General features: G+C 64.8%; 10 protein-coding genes. 4 read left to right on the top strand and 6 right to left on the bottom strand.

Annotated elements, in window-relative coordinates:
• Positions 1 to 1015 precede the first annotated feature (1015 nt).
• Entirely contained in the window at positions 1016 to 3769 is a 2754-nt protein-coding gene (secA, locus tag J5474_RS08275; protein WP_209360334.1) for a preprotein translocase subunit SecA, read from the bottom strand.
• Between the two features lie 167 nt (positions 3770 to 3936).
• On the opposite strand from secA, the gene J5474_RS08270 reads away from it, so the two are divergent.
• From J5474_RS08270 to J5474_RS08255, 4 genes are all read left to right on the top strand, one after another.
• Complete coding sequence (locus J5474_RS08270; protein WP_209360333.1) at positions 3937 to 4875, top strand: peptidylprolyl isomerase; 939 nt, start codon at positions 3937 to 3939, stop codon at positions 4873 to 4875.
• A 4-nt stretch (positions 4876 to 4879) separates the two neighbouring features.
• Positions 4880 to 6094 (top strand): bifunctional glutamate N-acetyltransferase/amino-acid acetyltransferase ArgJ, encoded by a 1215-nt coding sequence (gene argJ, locus J5474_RS08265; protein WP_209360332.1) that lies wholly within the window; start codon positions 4880 to 4882, stop codon positions 6092 to 6094.
• A 105-nt stretch (positions 6095 to 6199) separates the two neighbouring features.
• Entirely contained in the window at positions 6200 to 6598 is a 399-nt protein-coding gene (mutT, locus tag J5474_RS08260; RefSeq protein ID WP_209360331.1) for an 8-oxo-dGTP diphosphatase MutT, read from the top strand.
• A 179-nt stretch (positions 6599 to 6777) separates the two neighbouring features.
• Positions 6778 to 6921 (top strand): hypothetical protein, encoded by a 144-nt coding sequence (locus tag J5474_RS08255; protein ID WP_209360330.1) that lies wholly within the window; start codon positions 6778 to 6780, stop codon positions 6919 to 6921.
• 193 nt (positions 6922 to 7114) lie between these two features.
• Here J5474_RS08255 and infB read toward each other — a convergent pair whose 3' ends face one another.
• The 5 genes from infB to J5474_RS08230 all read right to left on the bottom strand — a co-directional run bounded on the left by infB (position 7115) and on the right by J5474_RS08230 (position 14540).
• On the bottom strand, positions 7115 to 9616 hold the full coding sequence (infB, locus tag J5474_RS08250; RefSeq protein WP_209360329.1) for a translation initiation factor IF-2: 2502 nt from the start codon (positions 9614 to 9616) through the stop codon (positions 7115 to 7117).
• A 9-nt stretch (positions 9617 to 9625) separates the two neighbouring features.
• A complete protein-coding gene (locus J5474_RS08245; RefSeq protein WP_209360328.1) occupies positions 9626 to 10273 on the bottom strand; it encodes an RNA-binding protein in 648 nt (215 codons plus the stop codon).
• A gap of 4 nt (positions 10274 to 10277) precedes the next feature.
• Complete coding sequence (gene nusA, locus J5474_RS08240) at positions 10278 to 11900, bottom strand: transcription termination factor NusA (RefSeq protein WP_209360327.1); 1623 nt, start codon at positions 11898 to 11900, stop codon at positions 10278 to 10280.
• A 3-nt stretch (positions 11901 to 11903) separates the two neighbouring features.
• Entirely contained in the window at positions 11904 to 12491 is a 588-nt protein-coding gene (gene rimP, locus J5474_RS08235; protein ID WP_209360326.1) for a ribosome maturation factor RimP, read from the bottom strand.
• A gap of 432 nt (positions 12492 to 12923) precedes the next feature.
• Positions 12924 to 14540 carry an alpha-D-glucose phosphate-specific phosphoglucomutase gene (locus J5474_RS08230; RefSeq protein ID WP_209360325.1) on the bottom strand — a complete coding sequence of 539 codons (1617 nt, stop codon included), beginning with the start codon at positions 14538 to 14540 and terminating at the stop codon, positions 12924 to 12926.
• Positions 14541 to 14556 lie beyond the last annotated feature (16 nt).

Here is a 14556-nt window from a genome sequence, read left to right as displayed (position 1 = left end):
CTTCATTCAGAATCTCCTCGTTCATCTTGGCGAGAAAACTCTACTTATGCAGCCCCTTAGTTTCGGGGGGGATTACCGAGCGACCGGCGCTGCACCGGCCGCTCCGGCACCCTCGGAGCCACCCGGTCGCGCGGCGGAATTGCGTGCTGTCGCAGATAGCCGTAGCGGCGGTTGAGCCGAAGGGCGACAGCCGCGCCGTTCTTCGGGACCGGATGCTTCTCTTGCACCAGGCGCGCCGGGCCCACGATGCGGCAACTGCGCCGCTCGCTCAGGCAAGGCACCGCCGTCAGAAGGCCCACGGCTTCGCGCTTCGCCACTGGCCTCCCAATGTTTTGGCAGCAGCTCCCTCATCGCCCGACATGTCCAGCAGCTGTTCGAGCCACCAGCCGCTTGAGCCTGGCGTTCTCGGCCTCGAGTTCCCTCAGAACGCCGATGTTCTTATCTTCGCTGAACCAAGCGCTTGTGCTTCATGGCTCTTCCTCCTTCGCCCTTTCAGAAGTGGAAAATTCCAGTTCGCAACGGCCCGGTTCCCGGGGGGAAGGTCACGTCAGTTTTGGGTGGAAAACCCGCGTCAGTTCTGGCGGGAAATCACCTCCTTGAGCATGGGCTGGAAACGAGAAATGGCCCGCAGAGCGGCCCTTGGAAGATTCGTGGATGTGGGGCGAACTGATGTGGCGCGGATCGCGAGTACGTCATCGACCGGCATCACGCCAGAGGCCAAGCCGGGTGCCTGAGAGGCTTGGAGGCGTGATTGCGCTTTCAGTCGGTAGCAGGGGGTATCGCCACAATGGCCGGGGCATGCTGGTGGTCAGTGTCTCTTCGATCATGTCGATCATGGTGACCGCACGCGGGGCAATTGTCGACGCGGCGCTTCGGCGACCTCGAGGTGAATTCAATAATCCCGGGCAAGGCCTCTGATAGAAGTAGGGGGGCCTTGCAGCACCCCTATATCCAGGGCGCGGGATGAACTTCAGCCCATTTGGGACGAACTTCACCGCGTTCTACATTTGGGCTATCAGGTCAGCTTGCCGTGGCAGTGCTTGAACTTCTGGCCGGAACCGCAGGGGCAAGGGTCGTTGCGGCCGGGGGTTCCCCAGGTGGCACGGTCGTTCTCGTCAAACCCTTGGCCGCTCTCGTCCGTTGCTGTGGTGTCTCCGGCGACGGCGACGGCAGCGCTGGCCATGGCCGGCGCTGCCTCGGACGTGCCTTGTGACGCCCGGTGCGCCGCCATGGCGCGTTGCATCGCCTCTTGCTGGGCGCGCATCTCTGCCATCATCTGTTGGCGTTCTTCGTCGGTCATCGGGCGCACCTGCGCCAGTTGCTCCGTCACGGTTTCGCGCAGCCCTTCCAGAAGGTTCTGGAACAGCTGGAAGGCCTCGTTCTTGTACTCGTTCAGCGGATCGCGCTGCGCGTAGGAGCGGAAGCCCACGACCGAGCGCAGGTGTTCAAGCGTCAGCAGGTGTTCGCGCCACTTGCGGTCGATGGTCTGTAGCAGAACCTGCTTCTCGATGGACCGCATCGTTTCCGGGCCAAAGGCCGCTTCCTTTTCCGCCATGAAGGCGTCGGCGACCTCCACCAGGCGGTCTTTTATCACTTCCTGGTCGACGCCATCCTCTTCGCCCCATGCGATCACCGGCGCGTCAATGCCGAGCTTTTCGAGGCAGGCGGCGTAAAGGCCCTGCATGTCCCACTGGTCGGCGTAGGACTTCGGCGGGCAGTGGATGTCCACTAGCTCCTCGATGACTTCCTGGCGCATATCCTCGATGATCTCGGATTGGTCCGTGCTTTCCATGATCTCGCGGCGTTGTGCGAAGATCATCTTGCGCTGGTCGTTCATCACGTCGTCGAACTTGAGGATCTGCTTGCGGATATCGAAGTTGCGGCCCTCGACCTTTGCCTGGGCGCGTTCCAGCGATTTGTTCACCCAAGGGTGCACGATAGCCTCGCCTTCCTTCATGCCGAGGCTGGACAGCACCTTGTCCAGCCGGTCAGAGCCGAAGATGCGCATCAGGTCATCCTCGAGGCTGAGGAAGAAGGAGGACCGGCCCGGGTCGCCCTGACGGCCAGAACGGCCGCGCAGCTGGTTGTCGATGCGGCGGCTTTCGTGGCGCTCCGTGGCGAGAACATATAGCCCGCCCGCGTCCTTGACGGCCTGTTCGTCGGCCTCATGCGCGGTCTCGATCTCGGCACGGATGTCGTCAGGGTGGCGGTCGGGATTGGCGGCGATGGCCTCCATCACCTTGAACTCGACGTTGCCGCCGAGCTTGATGTCGGTGCCGCGCCCGGCCATGTTCGTGGCGATGGTGACGGCGCCCAGCTTGCCAGCGTCGGCGACGATCTGCGCCTCCTGTTCGTGCTGGCGCGCGTTCAGGACGTTGTGCGGCAGCTCCGCCTGCGTGAGCAGCTGGCTCAGCATCTCGGATTTCTCGATGGAGGTGGTGCCGACCAGAACCGGCTGACCCTTTTCGTGCGCCTCGCGGATTTCCTCCACGATGGCGGCGTATTTCTCGCGCGCGGTGCGGTAGACCTTGTCGTCCTCGTCGATGCGGGCGATGGGCCGGTTGGTCGGCACCTCGACCACGCCCAGGCCGTAGATCTCCATGAATTCGTCGGCCTCGGTGACTGCTGTGCCGGTCATGCCTCCGAGTTTTTCGTAAAGGCGGAAGTAGTTCTGGAAGGTCACGGAGGCGAGCGTGACGTTCTCCGGCTTGATTTCCACGCCTTCCTTCGCCTCGATGGCCTGATGCAGGCCCTCCGACAGGCGGCGGCCCTTCATCATGCGGCCGGTGAATTCGTCGATCAGCATCACCTCGCCGTCGCGCACGATGTAATCCTTGTCGCGCTGGAAGAGCTTGTGCGCCCGGATCGCCTGATTGACGTGGTGCACGACGGTGGTCGATTCCGGATCATACAGCGACTGGCCCTCCGGCAGGATGCCGCGCGCGTGCAGGTGCTCTTCGAGATACTCGTTGCCCTCGTCGGTAAAGGAGACCTGCCGCGTCTTTTCCTCGACGGTGAAATGCTCTGCCGACATCTCGGGGATCAGCTTGTCGATGGACTGGTACAGGTCGGAGCGGTCGTCCGCCGGGCCGGATATGATCAGCGGCGTGCGTGCCTCGTCGACCAGAATGGAATCGACCTCGTCAACGATGGCAAAGTAGTGGTCCCGCTGGTGAACCTGCGTCAGGTCCGACTTCATGTTGTCGCGCAGGTAGTCAAAGCCCAGTTCGTTGTTCGTCGCGTAGGTGATGTCGCAGGCGTAGGCGGCCGCCTTTTCGTCCTCCGGCTGCTGCGGGTAGATCGCGCCGGTGGTCATGCCGAGCGCCCCGTAAACGGCCGCCATCCATTCGGCGTCACGCTTGGCAAGGTAGTCGTTGACCGTGACCACATGCACGCCGCGCCCGGTCAGCGCGTTGAGGTAGGCGGCGAAGGTGGCCATGAGGGTTTTGCCCTCGCCGGTCTTCATCTCTGAAATGTTACCCTGATGCAGGAATATCCCGCCCATCAGCTGCACGTCGAAGGCCCGCAGACCCAGCGCGCGGCGCGCGGCCTCGCGGCAGTTGGCAAAGGCTTCGGGCAGCAGGTGATCGAGGGATTCGCCGTCCGCGTGGCGTTTGCGGAATTCTTCGGTCTTTGCGATCAGTCCGGCATCGTCGAGTTGCTCGAACTCCGGCTCCAGCGCGTTGATCTTCGCGATCAGAGGGCGGGTGGCCTTGATCTTGCGATCGTTCGGGGTACCGAAGACCTTGCGCGCGAGTTTTCCCAACATTCAGAGCCACCTGTTCCCGGTTTCGTGTGCGGCATCTGCTTGCCCGCCTCAACCCGAGCCCATATGACGGGGAAGACCGGCCACGCAGGCCCTCGGGGGATGTAAGCGGGTGGTCGGACGGTGTCAACGCCACCCCGGGGGCAAGCCCGGTGGACGAGGAGGATCGTATGCCCAAAACCACACTGATGTCGGGTGTCGCGGCGCTTTCGCTGCTGCTGGCGCTGCCGGTGACCGCAGAGACGGCGGACCACGGTACGGCTCCGGCCGCGGACCACGGCGCGGAGGCGGAACACGCGGCGACCGGTGCGGTCGAAACGGGGGGCAATCTGGCGGTCGATCTGGGGCAGGTCGTCGCCTCGGTCAACGGCAAACCCATCACGCTGGGCCACATGATCGTCGCCAAGGCCGCGCTGCCGCAGCAGTATCAGACGATCCCGGACAGCCAGCTGTGGGACGGGCTGCTTGAACAGCTCATCCAGCAGGAGCTTCTGGCGCAGTCCCCCGACGCGCACCAGACCAAACTGGTGGACCTGTCCATGGCGAACGAGCGTCGTTCGCTGCTTGCTGCCGTCGCCCTGACCGAAGTGGCAAAGCGGTCTGTGAACGAGGCCAAGGTGCTGGAGATCTACCAGCGCGATTTCATCGACGTGGAGCAGGGCAAGGAATTCAACGCCTCGCACATCCTGCTGGACACCGAGGAAGAGGCGAAGACGGTTCTGGCGGAGGTCAAGGACGGGGCGGATTTCGCGACCGCCGCGCGTGACAAATCCACCGGGCCTTCGGGTCCGAACGGCGGCGAGCTTGGCTGGTTCGGCGCCGGCATGATGGTCGAACCTTTCCAGAACGCGGTTGAGGCGATGAGCCCCGGCGACGTGGTGGGGCCGGTGCAGACGCAATTCGGCTGGCACATCATCAAGCTCAATCAGGTCCGCTCGGCGGAGGCGCCGTTGCTGGACGACGTGCGCGGCGATATCGTCAAGCAGATCCAGCAGGAAGTGATCGAAGAACACATCGACGCGCTGACCCGTCAGGCCGATGTCACCCGTGCGGCGCAGGATGCGGTGGACCCCTCCGCCCTGTCGCGCACCGACCTGTTCGAGGAGTGATCCCATGGCCGTCTCGCCGCTCGCCCCCGCCGCATTCCCCGACCTGCCGGTGATTGAAGGCGTCCGCCTCGCCACAGTTGCGGCCGGGGTGAAGTACCGCAACCGTGACGACGTGATGCTGGCGGTGCTCGATCCCGGCTCCGTCGTGGCGGGGGTGTTCACCCGCTCCGCCACCCGCTCCGCCCCGGTGCTGGACTGTCAGGCCAAGATCGGACAGGAGAGCGCGGCGGGCGCCGCCATCCTCGTGAACTCCGGCAATTCCAACGCCTTTACGGGGGCTGCGGGGCAGGCATCGGTCGATGCGATCTGCAAGGCGGCGGCAGAGGCGACCGGCCTTCCGGCGGAGCGGATTTTTACCTCATCCACAGGGGTGATCGGCCAGCCGTTGCCCCATGACCGCATCATCGCCAAGCTCGACGAAGTCGTGTCGAAGGTATCGCGCATGGAGCTGCCCAACGCGGCCAAGGCGATCATGACCACAGACACCTTCCCCAAAGGCGCGTCGCGCACGATCACAGTGGACGGCAAGACGGTGAACATCGCGGGAATCGCCAAGGGCTCCGGCATGATTGCGCCCGACATGGCGACCATGCTGGTTTATGTCTTTACCGACGCGCGGATCAGCCGCGCTGCGCTACAGGCCATCGTCTCGGAGGCGAACGCCCGGACCTTCAACAACATTACTGTCGACAGCGACACCTCCACTTCCGATACGCTGCTGATGGGGGCCACCGGGGCCTCCGGTGTGGATGTCGACGGCAACGCCGATTTCGCGCAGGCGGTCGAAGAGGTCTTCCGCGAGCTGGCCCACCTCGTGGTGAAGGACGGTGAGGGCGCGACGAAATTTGTCACGGTGAATGTCACCGGTGCGGCCACCGATGCCGACGCGCGCACCCATGCGCTGTCCATCGCCAATTCGCCGCTGGTAAAGACCGCCATCGCGGGTGAGGATCCGAACTGGGGCCGCATCGTCATGGCCGTCGGCAAGTCCGGCGCCGCCGCCGACCGCGACCGCCTGACCATCCGCTTCGGTGATATTCTCGTGGCGGAAAAGGGCTGGGTTTCCCCGGACTACCGCGAAGAGCAGGGTGCCGCCGTGATGAAACAGCCGGAGATCAGCATCGACGTGGACATCGGTCTGGGGCAGGGGGCGGCGACCGTCTGGACCTGCGACCTGACGCACGGCTACATATCCATCAACGCCGACTACCGGTCTTGAGGCTCCAGGGGGGCACGCTCTTCTGAGCCAGCGATATGCACGCATTGTGCGCCGCTGAGCACGGGGCGTGCCCCCGCCTGACCTGCCGATCCGGAGGATTAATCAATGAAAACAGTTCTCGTCTCGGCCGTTGCGCTGATCGACACCGATGGCCGCGTGCTCCTGGGTCAGCGGCCCGAGGGCAAGTCCATGGCTGGCCTCTGGGAGTTTCCCGGCGGCAAGGTCGAGCAGGGCGAGACGCCCGAGGCGGCGCTGATCCGTGAGTTACACGAGGAACTGGGGATCGAGACATGGGACAGTTGTCTCGCGCCGCTGACCTTCGCCTCGCACAGCTACGACGATTTCCACCTGCTGATGCCGCTTTATGCCTGCCGTAAATGGCAGGGCGCGGTGATGCCAAAAGAGGGGCAGGCGCTGAAATGGGTGCGGCCGCATCAGTTGAAGGAGTACCCCATGCCGCCCGCAGATATCCCGCTGATCCCGATCCTGCGCGACTGGCTCTGACACGCGAATGTCCATGGGCGCCGGGGCCTTGCCTGGATTATGTCCGAAATTTCATCCGAAAACCCCGGTGACGCTCAGTTTTCCAGCAGGGTTGCGACCAAATGATGCCTTAGCGCGGTAGAAAGTTTTCGCGCATATTGCTAATGAGGCAACGGCGCGAACCGCTGGGGAGTTATGACATGCTGAAGACAATCACGATCGGGAACTACATTTCTGTGCAGGGGCTTCTGGAGCAGACGCTTGCCGATGGCCGGGTGGAGGTGCGTGTCGGCAACCGCATCTACACGGGCCGGCTGGTGGAATCCGCCGCGCGCGCAGCGTGATCACCTTGCCGGTATGTCGGGTGAGAATCCGTGCTGACCGGCGCAATTTGCCCTATTGAAAAGGCCTCCTGTGACGGGGGCTTTTTGCGTTTTTGGACCCTCGGTAGCGGCCATGGGATTGGAGCTGCGCGAGACATGGAAATGGCCGCGAACCTTGCGGGTCCGCGGCCAAGATTTTTCTCCGATCCGGCGATCAGGTCAGCGTGCGAACGATCTCTTCGCGCTCGAAGATCTCGATCACGTCGCCGGGACGGATGTCGTCGTAGTTCTCGAAGGCCATGCCGCATTCCTGACCAGAGATGACTTCCGACACCTCGTCCTTGAAGCGCTTCAGGGTCTTCAGCGTGCCCTCGTGGATCACAACGTTGTCGCGCAGCAGGCGGACACCGGCGGAGCGGCGCGCGACGCCTTCGGTCACCAGACAGCCCGCGACCTTGCCCACGTTGGAGACCTTGAAGACCTCCTTGATGCTGGCGTAGCCGATGAAGTTCTCGCGGATCTCGTTCGACAGCAGGCCGGAGGCCGCCTTCTTCACGTCGTCCACGAGGTCGTAGATCACCGAATAGTAGCGGATTTCCACGCCCTTCTGGTTGGCCGCGTTGCGGGCCGGTGCATTGGCCCGCACGTTGAAGCCGATGACCGGGCAGCCCGAAGCCTCTGCGAGGCCCACGTCGGTTTCGGTGATGGCACCGACACCCGAGTGCAGCACGCGCACGCGCACCTCGTCGTTGCCGATCTTTTCCATCGCCTGCACGATCGCCTCGGCCGAGCCCTGCACGTCCGCTTTGACGAGGATGGGAAGTTCGGAGACGTTCTGATCGTCCTTGGCCTTCTGCAGCAGCTGGTCCAGCGTGGTGGCCGCACCGGCGGCTGCGCGCTTTTCCTTGGCGGCGTGGGCGCGGTATTCCGCAATCTCGCGGGCCTGCGCTTCGGTCGCGGTCACGTTGAGAACGTCACCGGCCTCGGGCGTGCCATTGAGACCCAGCACTTCGACGGGGACCGAGGGACCGGCCTCCGACACGCGCTCGCCCTTGTCGTTGATGAGCGCCCGGACCTTGCCGTACTGTTCACCCACGACAAAGATGTCGCCCTGCTTCAGCGTGCCCTTCTGCACCAGGACGGTCGCGACGGGGCCGCGGCCCACGTCGAGTTGCGCCTCGATCACGGCGCCTTCGGCGGCGCGGTTCGGGTTCGCCTTCAGTTCGAGAATCTCGGCCTGCAGTGCGATCGCTTCGAGCAGTTGGTCGAGACCCTGGCCGGTATGGGCGGAAACCTCGACGTCCTGCACTTCGCCCGACATCTCCTCGACGATGACCTCGTGCTGGAGAAGGTCGGTCCGCACCTTGGTCGGGTTGGCGGACGGCTTGTCGACCTTGTTGATCGCCACGATCATCGGGACGCCCGCCGCCTTCGCGTGGGAAATCGCCTCGACTGTCTGAGGCATCACGGCATCGTCCGCCGCGACCACCAGAACCACGATGTCCGTTACCTGGGCCCCGCGCGAACGCATGGAGGTAAAGGCCGCGTGGCCGGGTGTGTCGAGGAAGGACAGCACCTGCCCGTCCTTCGTCGTCACCTGATAGGCGCCGATGTGCTGGGTGATGCCGCCGGCTTCGCCGGAAGTCACGCTGGTCTGGCGAATCGCGTCGAGCAGCGAGGTCTTGCCGTGGTCGACGTGGCCCATGATCGTGATGACCGGGGGACGCGGCTGAAGATCCTCGTCCTTGTCCTCCACCGAAGCGATGACGTCCTCCACGTCCGAGTCGGAGACGCGGACGACCTTGTGGCCGAATTCCTCGATGATCAGCTCGGCGGTGTCGGCGTCGATCGTCTGGTTCTGGGTCGCCATGATGCCGCTTTGCATCAGCGATTTCACCACGTCGGCCACGCGTTCCGCCATGCGGTTCGCCAGTTCGGCGACGGTGATCGCCTCCGGCAGCTTGACGTCACGGATGACCTTTTCGCGCTGCTGCTGGCCGCCCATCGCCTTCTGACGCGCACGCTCCTGCTTGCGCTTCATCGCGGCCATGGACTTCTGCCGACCGCCTTCGCCGCCCGAAAGCGCCTGGTTCAGGGTCAGCTTCCCGGAGCGGCGACCGCCGTCCTTCGCACCGCGGCCACGGCCACGGTCGTCGTTCTCGTTTTCGCGGCGCGGAGCAGGCGCGGGCTTGCCGGCGTCGCGCGCCTTGCGTGCGGCGTCCTCGGGAGCGGGCTGGGCCGCCGCTGCGGCTGCCGCCTTCGCCTTCTTTTCCTCGGCGTCACGGGCTTCGCGAACCTTGCGCTCTTCCTCTTCGGCCTTGGCCTTGAGGCGCTCCTCGGCTTCGCGCTGCTCGCGCTCTTTCTGTTCCTTCTCGGCGCGAAGACGTTCGCGCTCTTCGGTGCGCGCCTTCTCTTCGGCCGCACGTTGGGCGGTTTCCTCGACCTCGCGGGCCTTTGCGGCCTGCAGCGCCTTCAGGCGGCGCTCCATCTCGGCATCGGTGATGCCCGCAGGACGCTTGCCGGAGCCACCAATCGGGCCCTTGCCGCCAGAAGCGGTGTTCGAGGCGCCGGGCTTCGGCACCACGACGCGCTTGCGCTTGGTTTCCACCACGACGTTCTTGGTGCGTCCGTGGGAGAAGCTTTGCTTCACGCTGCCGGACCGGCCGCTGCCGCCACCACGAACACCCAGGGTCTTCTTGCCGTCGTTATCGCTCATAAAACGTCTTCATCCTTTCCGGCGGGCTGCCCCGCCGCGATCCTCAGAACCGGTCGCCGCCGTGGGCGGTACCCGGAGTCCCTTCAAGCGCATGGCTTCCTCTACAATACGCGGAACGAGTCCACCAGAGCCAAGCGCGGCGTGTATAACAGTTTGTCGACCGAAGGCCGCGCCCAGCTCGTCCGCGGAGAGCCAGCCGATGTAGCGCCCGTTGTGCGGGGTACTCAGCTTCGTCTTCCCGCGACCCGAGCCGTCTTCGGCCTGGATCAGCACGGTGGCCTCCTCCATCTGGAGCTTGGCCTTCACTTTCTCGTAGCCGGCGATCGCCTCGCCGGACCTGCGCGCCAGCGAAATCAGATCGATCACCCGTTTCGCCAGCATCTGTTCCAGGAGATCGGAGAGCCCCTCCGGGACCTGTACGGGCTGTTTCGCGGCACGGGCGAAGAGATTCTTCTTCGCCGCCTTGTCGATCGCGGCCCGGTCAGCAGAGACATATAGGCCACGACCTGGCAGTTTTCCAGCCAGATCAGGCACGATACGTCCATCCGGACCCGCGACGAAGCGGATCAGACCCTGTTTCGGCTGCACTTCGCCTGTGGCGATGCACTTTCGCTCCGGTCCCGCCTCGTCGGATATGTCGCGGCCGCCTCGGGTCAATCGCTTACTCCTCGGCCTCTTCGGTTTCCTCGTCGGTATCGACGTCTTCCTCGGTGGTGCCGATCAGCTCCTCCGGGTCGACCCAACCCAGCAGTACACGGGCGGTCATGACCATGTTCTGCGCTTCTTCGAGGTCGACGCCGTACTTCTCCAGCAGGCCGTCGTCCTTCTTGCGCTGGCCGCCTTCGGTGGTCCAGCCGCCAGCCAGTTCCCAGTCGGCGCAGGTGGCAAAGTCCTCCAGGGTCTTCACGCCGTCCTCGGCCAGAGCCACCACCATCTGCGGTGTCAGCCCTTCAAAGCCCAGCAGGCTGTCGTCCGCACCCAGTTCGCGGGCGCGGGCCTCCGCCTGGCGGGCCTGCTCTTCGAGATGCTCGCGGGCGCGGGTCTGGAGTTCCTCGGCGGTGCCTTCGTCGACACCGTCGATCACCAGCAGTTCATCGAGGTCGACATAGGCAACTTCCTCGAGGTTGGTGAAGCCTTCGGAAACCAGCAGCTGGGCAAAGAATTCATCCAGGTCCAGCGTGTCCATGAAGAGCTTCGTGCGCTCTTCGAATTCCTTCTGGCGGCGCTTCGATTCTTCTTCCTCGGTCATGATGTCGATATCGAGACCGGTCAGCTGGGACGCCAGACGCACGTTCTGACCGCGGCGACCGATGGCGAGCGAGAGCTGCTCATCCGGCACCACGACCTCGATCCGCTCGGCTTCCTCGTCCAGAACCACCTTCGACACTTCGGCCGGCTGCAGCGCGTTCACGAGGAATGTCGGCACGTCCTCGTTCCACGGGATGATGTCGATCTTCTCGCCCTGCAGTTCGTTGACCACGGCCTGCACGCGGGAGCCGCGCATACCGACGCAGGCGCCGACCGGGTCGATGCCGTTGTCGTAGGAAATCACGGCGATCTTGGCGCGCGAACCGGGGTCACGGGCCACGGCCTTGATCTCGATGACGCCATCGTAGATCTCCGGCACTTCCATCTTGAACAGTTCGGCCATGAATTCCGGCGCGGTGCGCGACAGGAAGATCTGCGGACCGCGCGTCTCGCGGCGCACATCCTTGACGTAGCAGCGGATGCGGTCGCCGGGGCGATAGCTTTCGCGGCCGATCTTCTCGTTGCGGCGCAGGATCGCCTCGCCACGACCGACGTCGACGATGACGTTGCCGTATTCCTCGCGCTTGACCTGGCCGTTGATGATGGTGCCGGCGCGGTCCTTGAATTCCTCGAACTGGCGGTCACGCTCCGCTTCGCGGACCTTTTGCAGGATGACCTGCTTGGCGGACTGGGCGGCGATGCGGCCCAGCTCGACGGGGGGGACTTCCTCAACGAAGGTGTCGCCGACCTTGGGTTCGGCCATGTACTGCTTGGCCTGCTGGACGGTCAGCTCGGCCTGGTAGTTCTCCAGATCCTCGTCCTCCACCACGGTGCGCACCCGGGTAAAGGTCGCGCGGCCGGTGCGGCGGTCGATCTTCACGCGGATGTCCATTTCCGCGCCGTAACGGGACTTCGCCGCGCGGGCGAGGGATTCTTCCATCGCTTCGACGACCAGACCGGGGTCGATCATCTTCTCGCGCGCAACCGCTTCGGCGGTCTGCAGGAGTTCCAGCTGGTTGGCTGAGGTGATTGCCATCTCTTACTCCTCTTCGGGCCCTTCGGCCTCGATGTCGTCAAACTTGGATTCGTCGACCGCGGCGGTCTTGCGTGCTTTCAGCGCCTCGCGGATCAGCTCGTCGGTCATGACCAGCTTGGCATCGGCCAGCCAGTCGAAGTTCAGCCCGATGGTCACCTCGCCGCCCTCGGCGGTGTGGTCCTCGATGTTGATAAGAACCTCGTTGCCCTCCGTCCCCGCGAGGATTCCGCGCCAGCGCTTGCGCCCGTCGATCAGGTCGGCAGTCTCCAGCTTCGCTTCATATCCCTCGTAGGTGTCGAAATCCTTCAGACGGGTGAGCGGGCGGTCGATTCCGGGTGAGGACACTTCCAGCGTGTAGGCTTCGGAAATCGGGTCTTCGACATCGAGCACGGCGGAAACGGCGGTGGAAATCTCGGCGCACTGGTCGACCTCGATCCCGCCTTCGGGGCGTTCAGCCATGATCTGGACAAGCGGCGTCTCGCCGCTCTGAACACGGATGCGGACGAGCTCGAACCCCATGTCCTCGATGACGGGGGCAATGGTTTCCGCGATGCGCTTGTCCATGCCGGTCTTGGCGATCATCTGGTTCATTCGGGTGCCTTTCAGGGGCAGAAACAAAAAAGCGGGCCAGCGGCCCGCTCATCTTATCGGTGGACGCTGCGGCCTCGCGGCCCCAGCGCCTCGCTGTTGAGGGCGATATAGGGCAGGGCCGCGCCAAACGCAAGCGGATTCGCGGGAGGGGAGGGGGAGCCGGTGTCGCCTCCCGCCGGAGCCGTCTGCCCTGAGCACAGCAGGCCGGGGGGCCGACCCGCCGGAAATTTCGGCGCCCCTGGCGAGACGGAGGCCGTTCGCGGGATAACCGCTGGCCTTTCCGGAACAGACCAGGGAGCAGGGGGGCGCTGCCCCCGCCCGCCTGCGGCGGACTCCCCCGCGGTATTTGGAAACCAAAGAAGCGGCTGTGCCGTGCGTCTGTCTCTTCCCTGGGCCAAGACTGCCGGGGGTGAGGGGGCTGGCCCCTGCGGCTCAGGTCATGACATCCGGCGCGGCGCGACCGGTGCGGGCCTTCAGCCGGGTCAGATCCTCCACCGCCTGAACGAGCGGGGCAAGCGCCACCTGCGTGTCTTCTTTGAGCGCCCCGGAGGGCGCCACGTAGCGTTCGAGGTAGACGCGGATCGTTGCGCCTTGGGTACCGGTTCCGGAGAGCCGCAGCACGGCGCGGGCGCCATCGGCGAAAAAGACACGCATTCCCTGGTTGTGGCTCACCGAGCCGTCCACCGGATCGGTGTAGGAGAAGCTGTCGATGTCCTCGATCCCCTCGGGCAGCGGGTGGGCGGAGCGGTCCTTCAGGTCTGCCATCAGGGCGTTGGCGATCTCCGTATCGACCGCCTCGTAATCGTGGCGGGAGTAGTAGTCGCGCCCATAGGTCTGCCAATGATCCAGCATGATCTCCTTCACCGACATTTTCCGCGCAGCGAGGATGTTCAGCCACAGCAGCACCGCCCAGAGGCCATCCTTTTCGCGGACGTGGTCCGAGCCGGTGCCGGCGCTTTCCTCGCCGCAGAGCGTGGCGCGCCCCGCATCCAGCAGGTTGCCGAAGAACTTCCATCCGGTCGGCGTCTCGAAGGCCTCGATGCCGAGCTTTTGCGCCACCCGGTCGGCGGCGCGCGAGGTGGGCATCGACCGCGCCACCCCCGCCAGCCCGCGTGCGTAGCCGGGGACCAGATGCGCGTTGGCGGCCAGCACGGCCAGACTGTCGGAGGGCGTCACGTAGACGCCCTTGCCAAGGATCATGTTGCGGTCGCCATCACCGTCGGAGGCGGCGGCGAAATCCGGCCCGTCCTCGGCCATCACCATGTCCACCAGCGGCTTCGCCCAGATCGGGTTCGGGTCCGGGTGGCCCTTGCCGAAGTCCACGGAGGGCGTGCCGTTCAGCACCGTGCCCTCCGGCGCGCCGAGGCGGCGTTCGAGAATCTCCGTCGCATAGGGGCCCGTCACCGCGTGCATGGCGTCGAATTTCACCGCGAAGCCCCCCGCCAGCAGATCGCGAATCGCACCGAAATCAAAGAGTGTTTCCATCAGCGCGGCGTAATCCGTCACCGGGTCGACGATCTCCACCACCGTCTCGCCCAGCTCGGTGGTGCAGGGCTCCGACAGGTCGAGGTCGGCGGTCTCCAGCGTGCGGTAGCCGGTGATCGTCTGCGTGCGGGCAAAGATCGCCTCCGTCACCGCCTCGGGCGCGGGGCCGCCATTGGCGGTGTTGTACTTCAGGCCGAAATCCTCGTCGATGCCGCCGGGGTTATGGCTGGCCGACAGGATCAGCCCGCCGTCGGCGCCGCGCGCGCGGATCAGGTTGGAGGCGGCGGGCGTCGACAGCAGGCCGTTCTGCCCGACAATGGCGCGCTTGGCTCCATTGGCGGCGGCCATGCGCAGGATGGTCTGGATGGCCTCGGCGTTGAAGTAGCGCCCGTCGCCGCCGATCACGAGCACCTTGTCCGCGACCCCGCCGATGGCGTCGAAGGTCGACTGCACGAAGGCCTCCAGATACCCCGGCTGCATGAAGACGCGGGTCTTCTTGCGCAGGCCGGAGGTGCCGGGTTTCTGCCCCTCGAAGGGTGTGACGGCATGGGTGACGGCGGTCATGGACATGTCCTTTCGG

The organism is Sagittula salina (assembly GCF_017813235.1).
Taxonomy (GTDB): Bacteria; Pseudomonadota; Alphaproteobacteria; order Rhodobacterales; family Rhodobacteraceae; genus Sagittula; species Sagittula salina.
The sequence above is the reverse complement of the archived record's forward strand: the minus strand, read 5'-3'. Positions and strand labels throughout refer to the sequence as shown.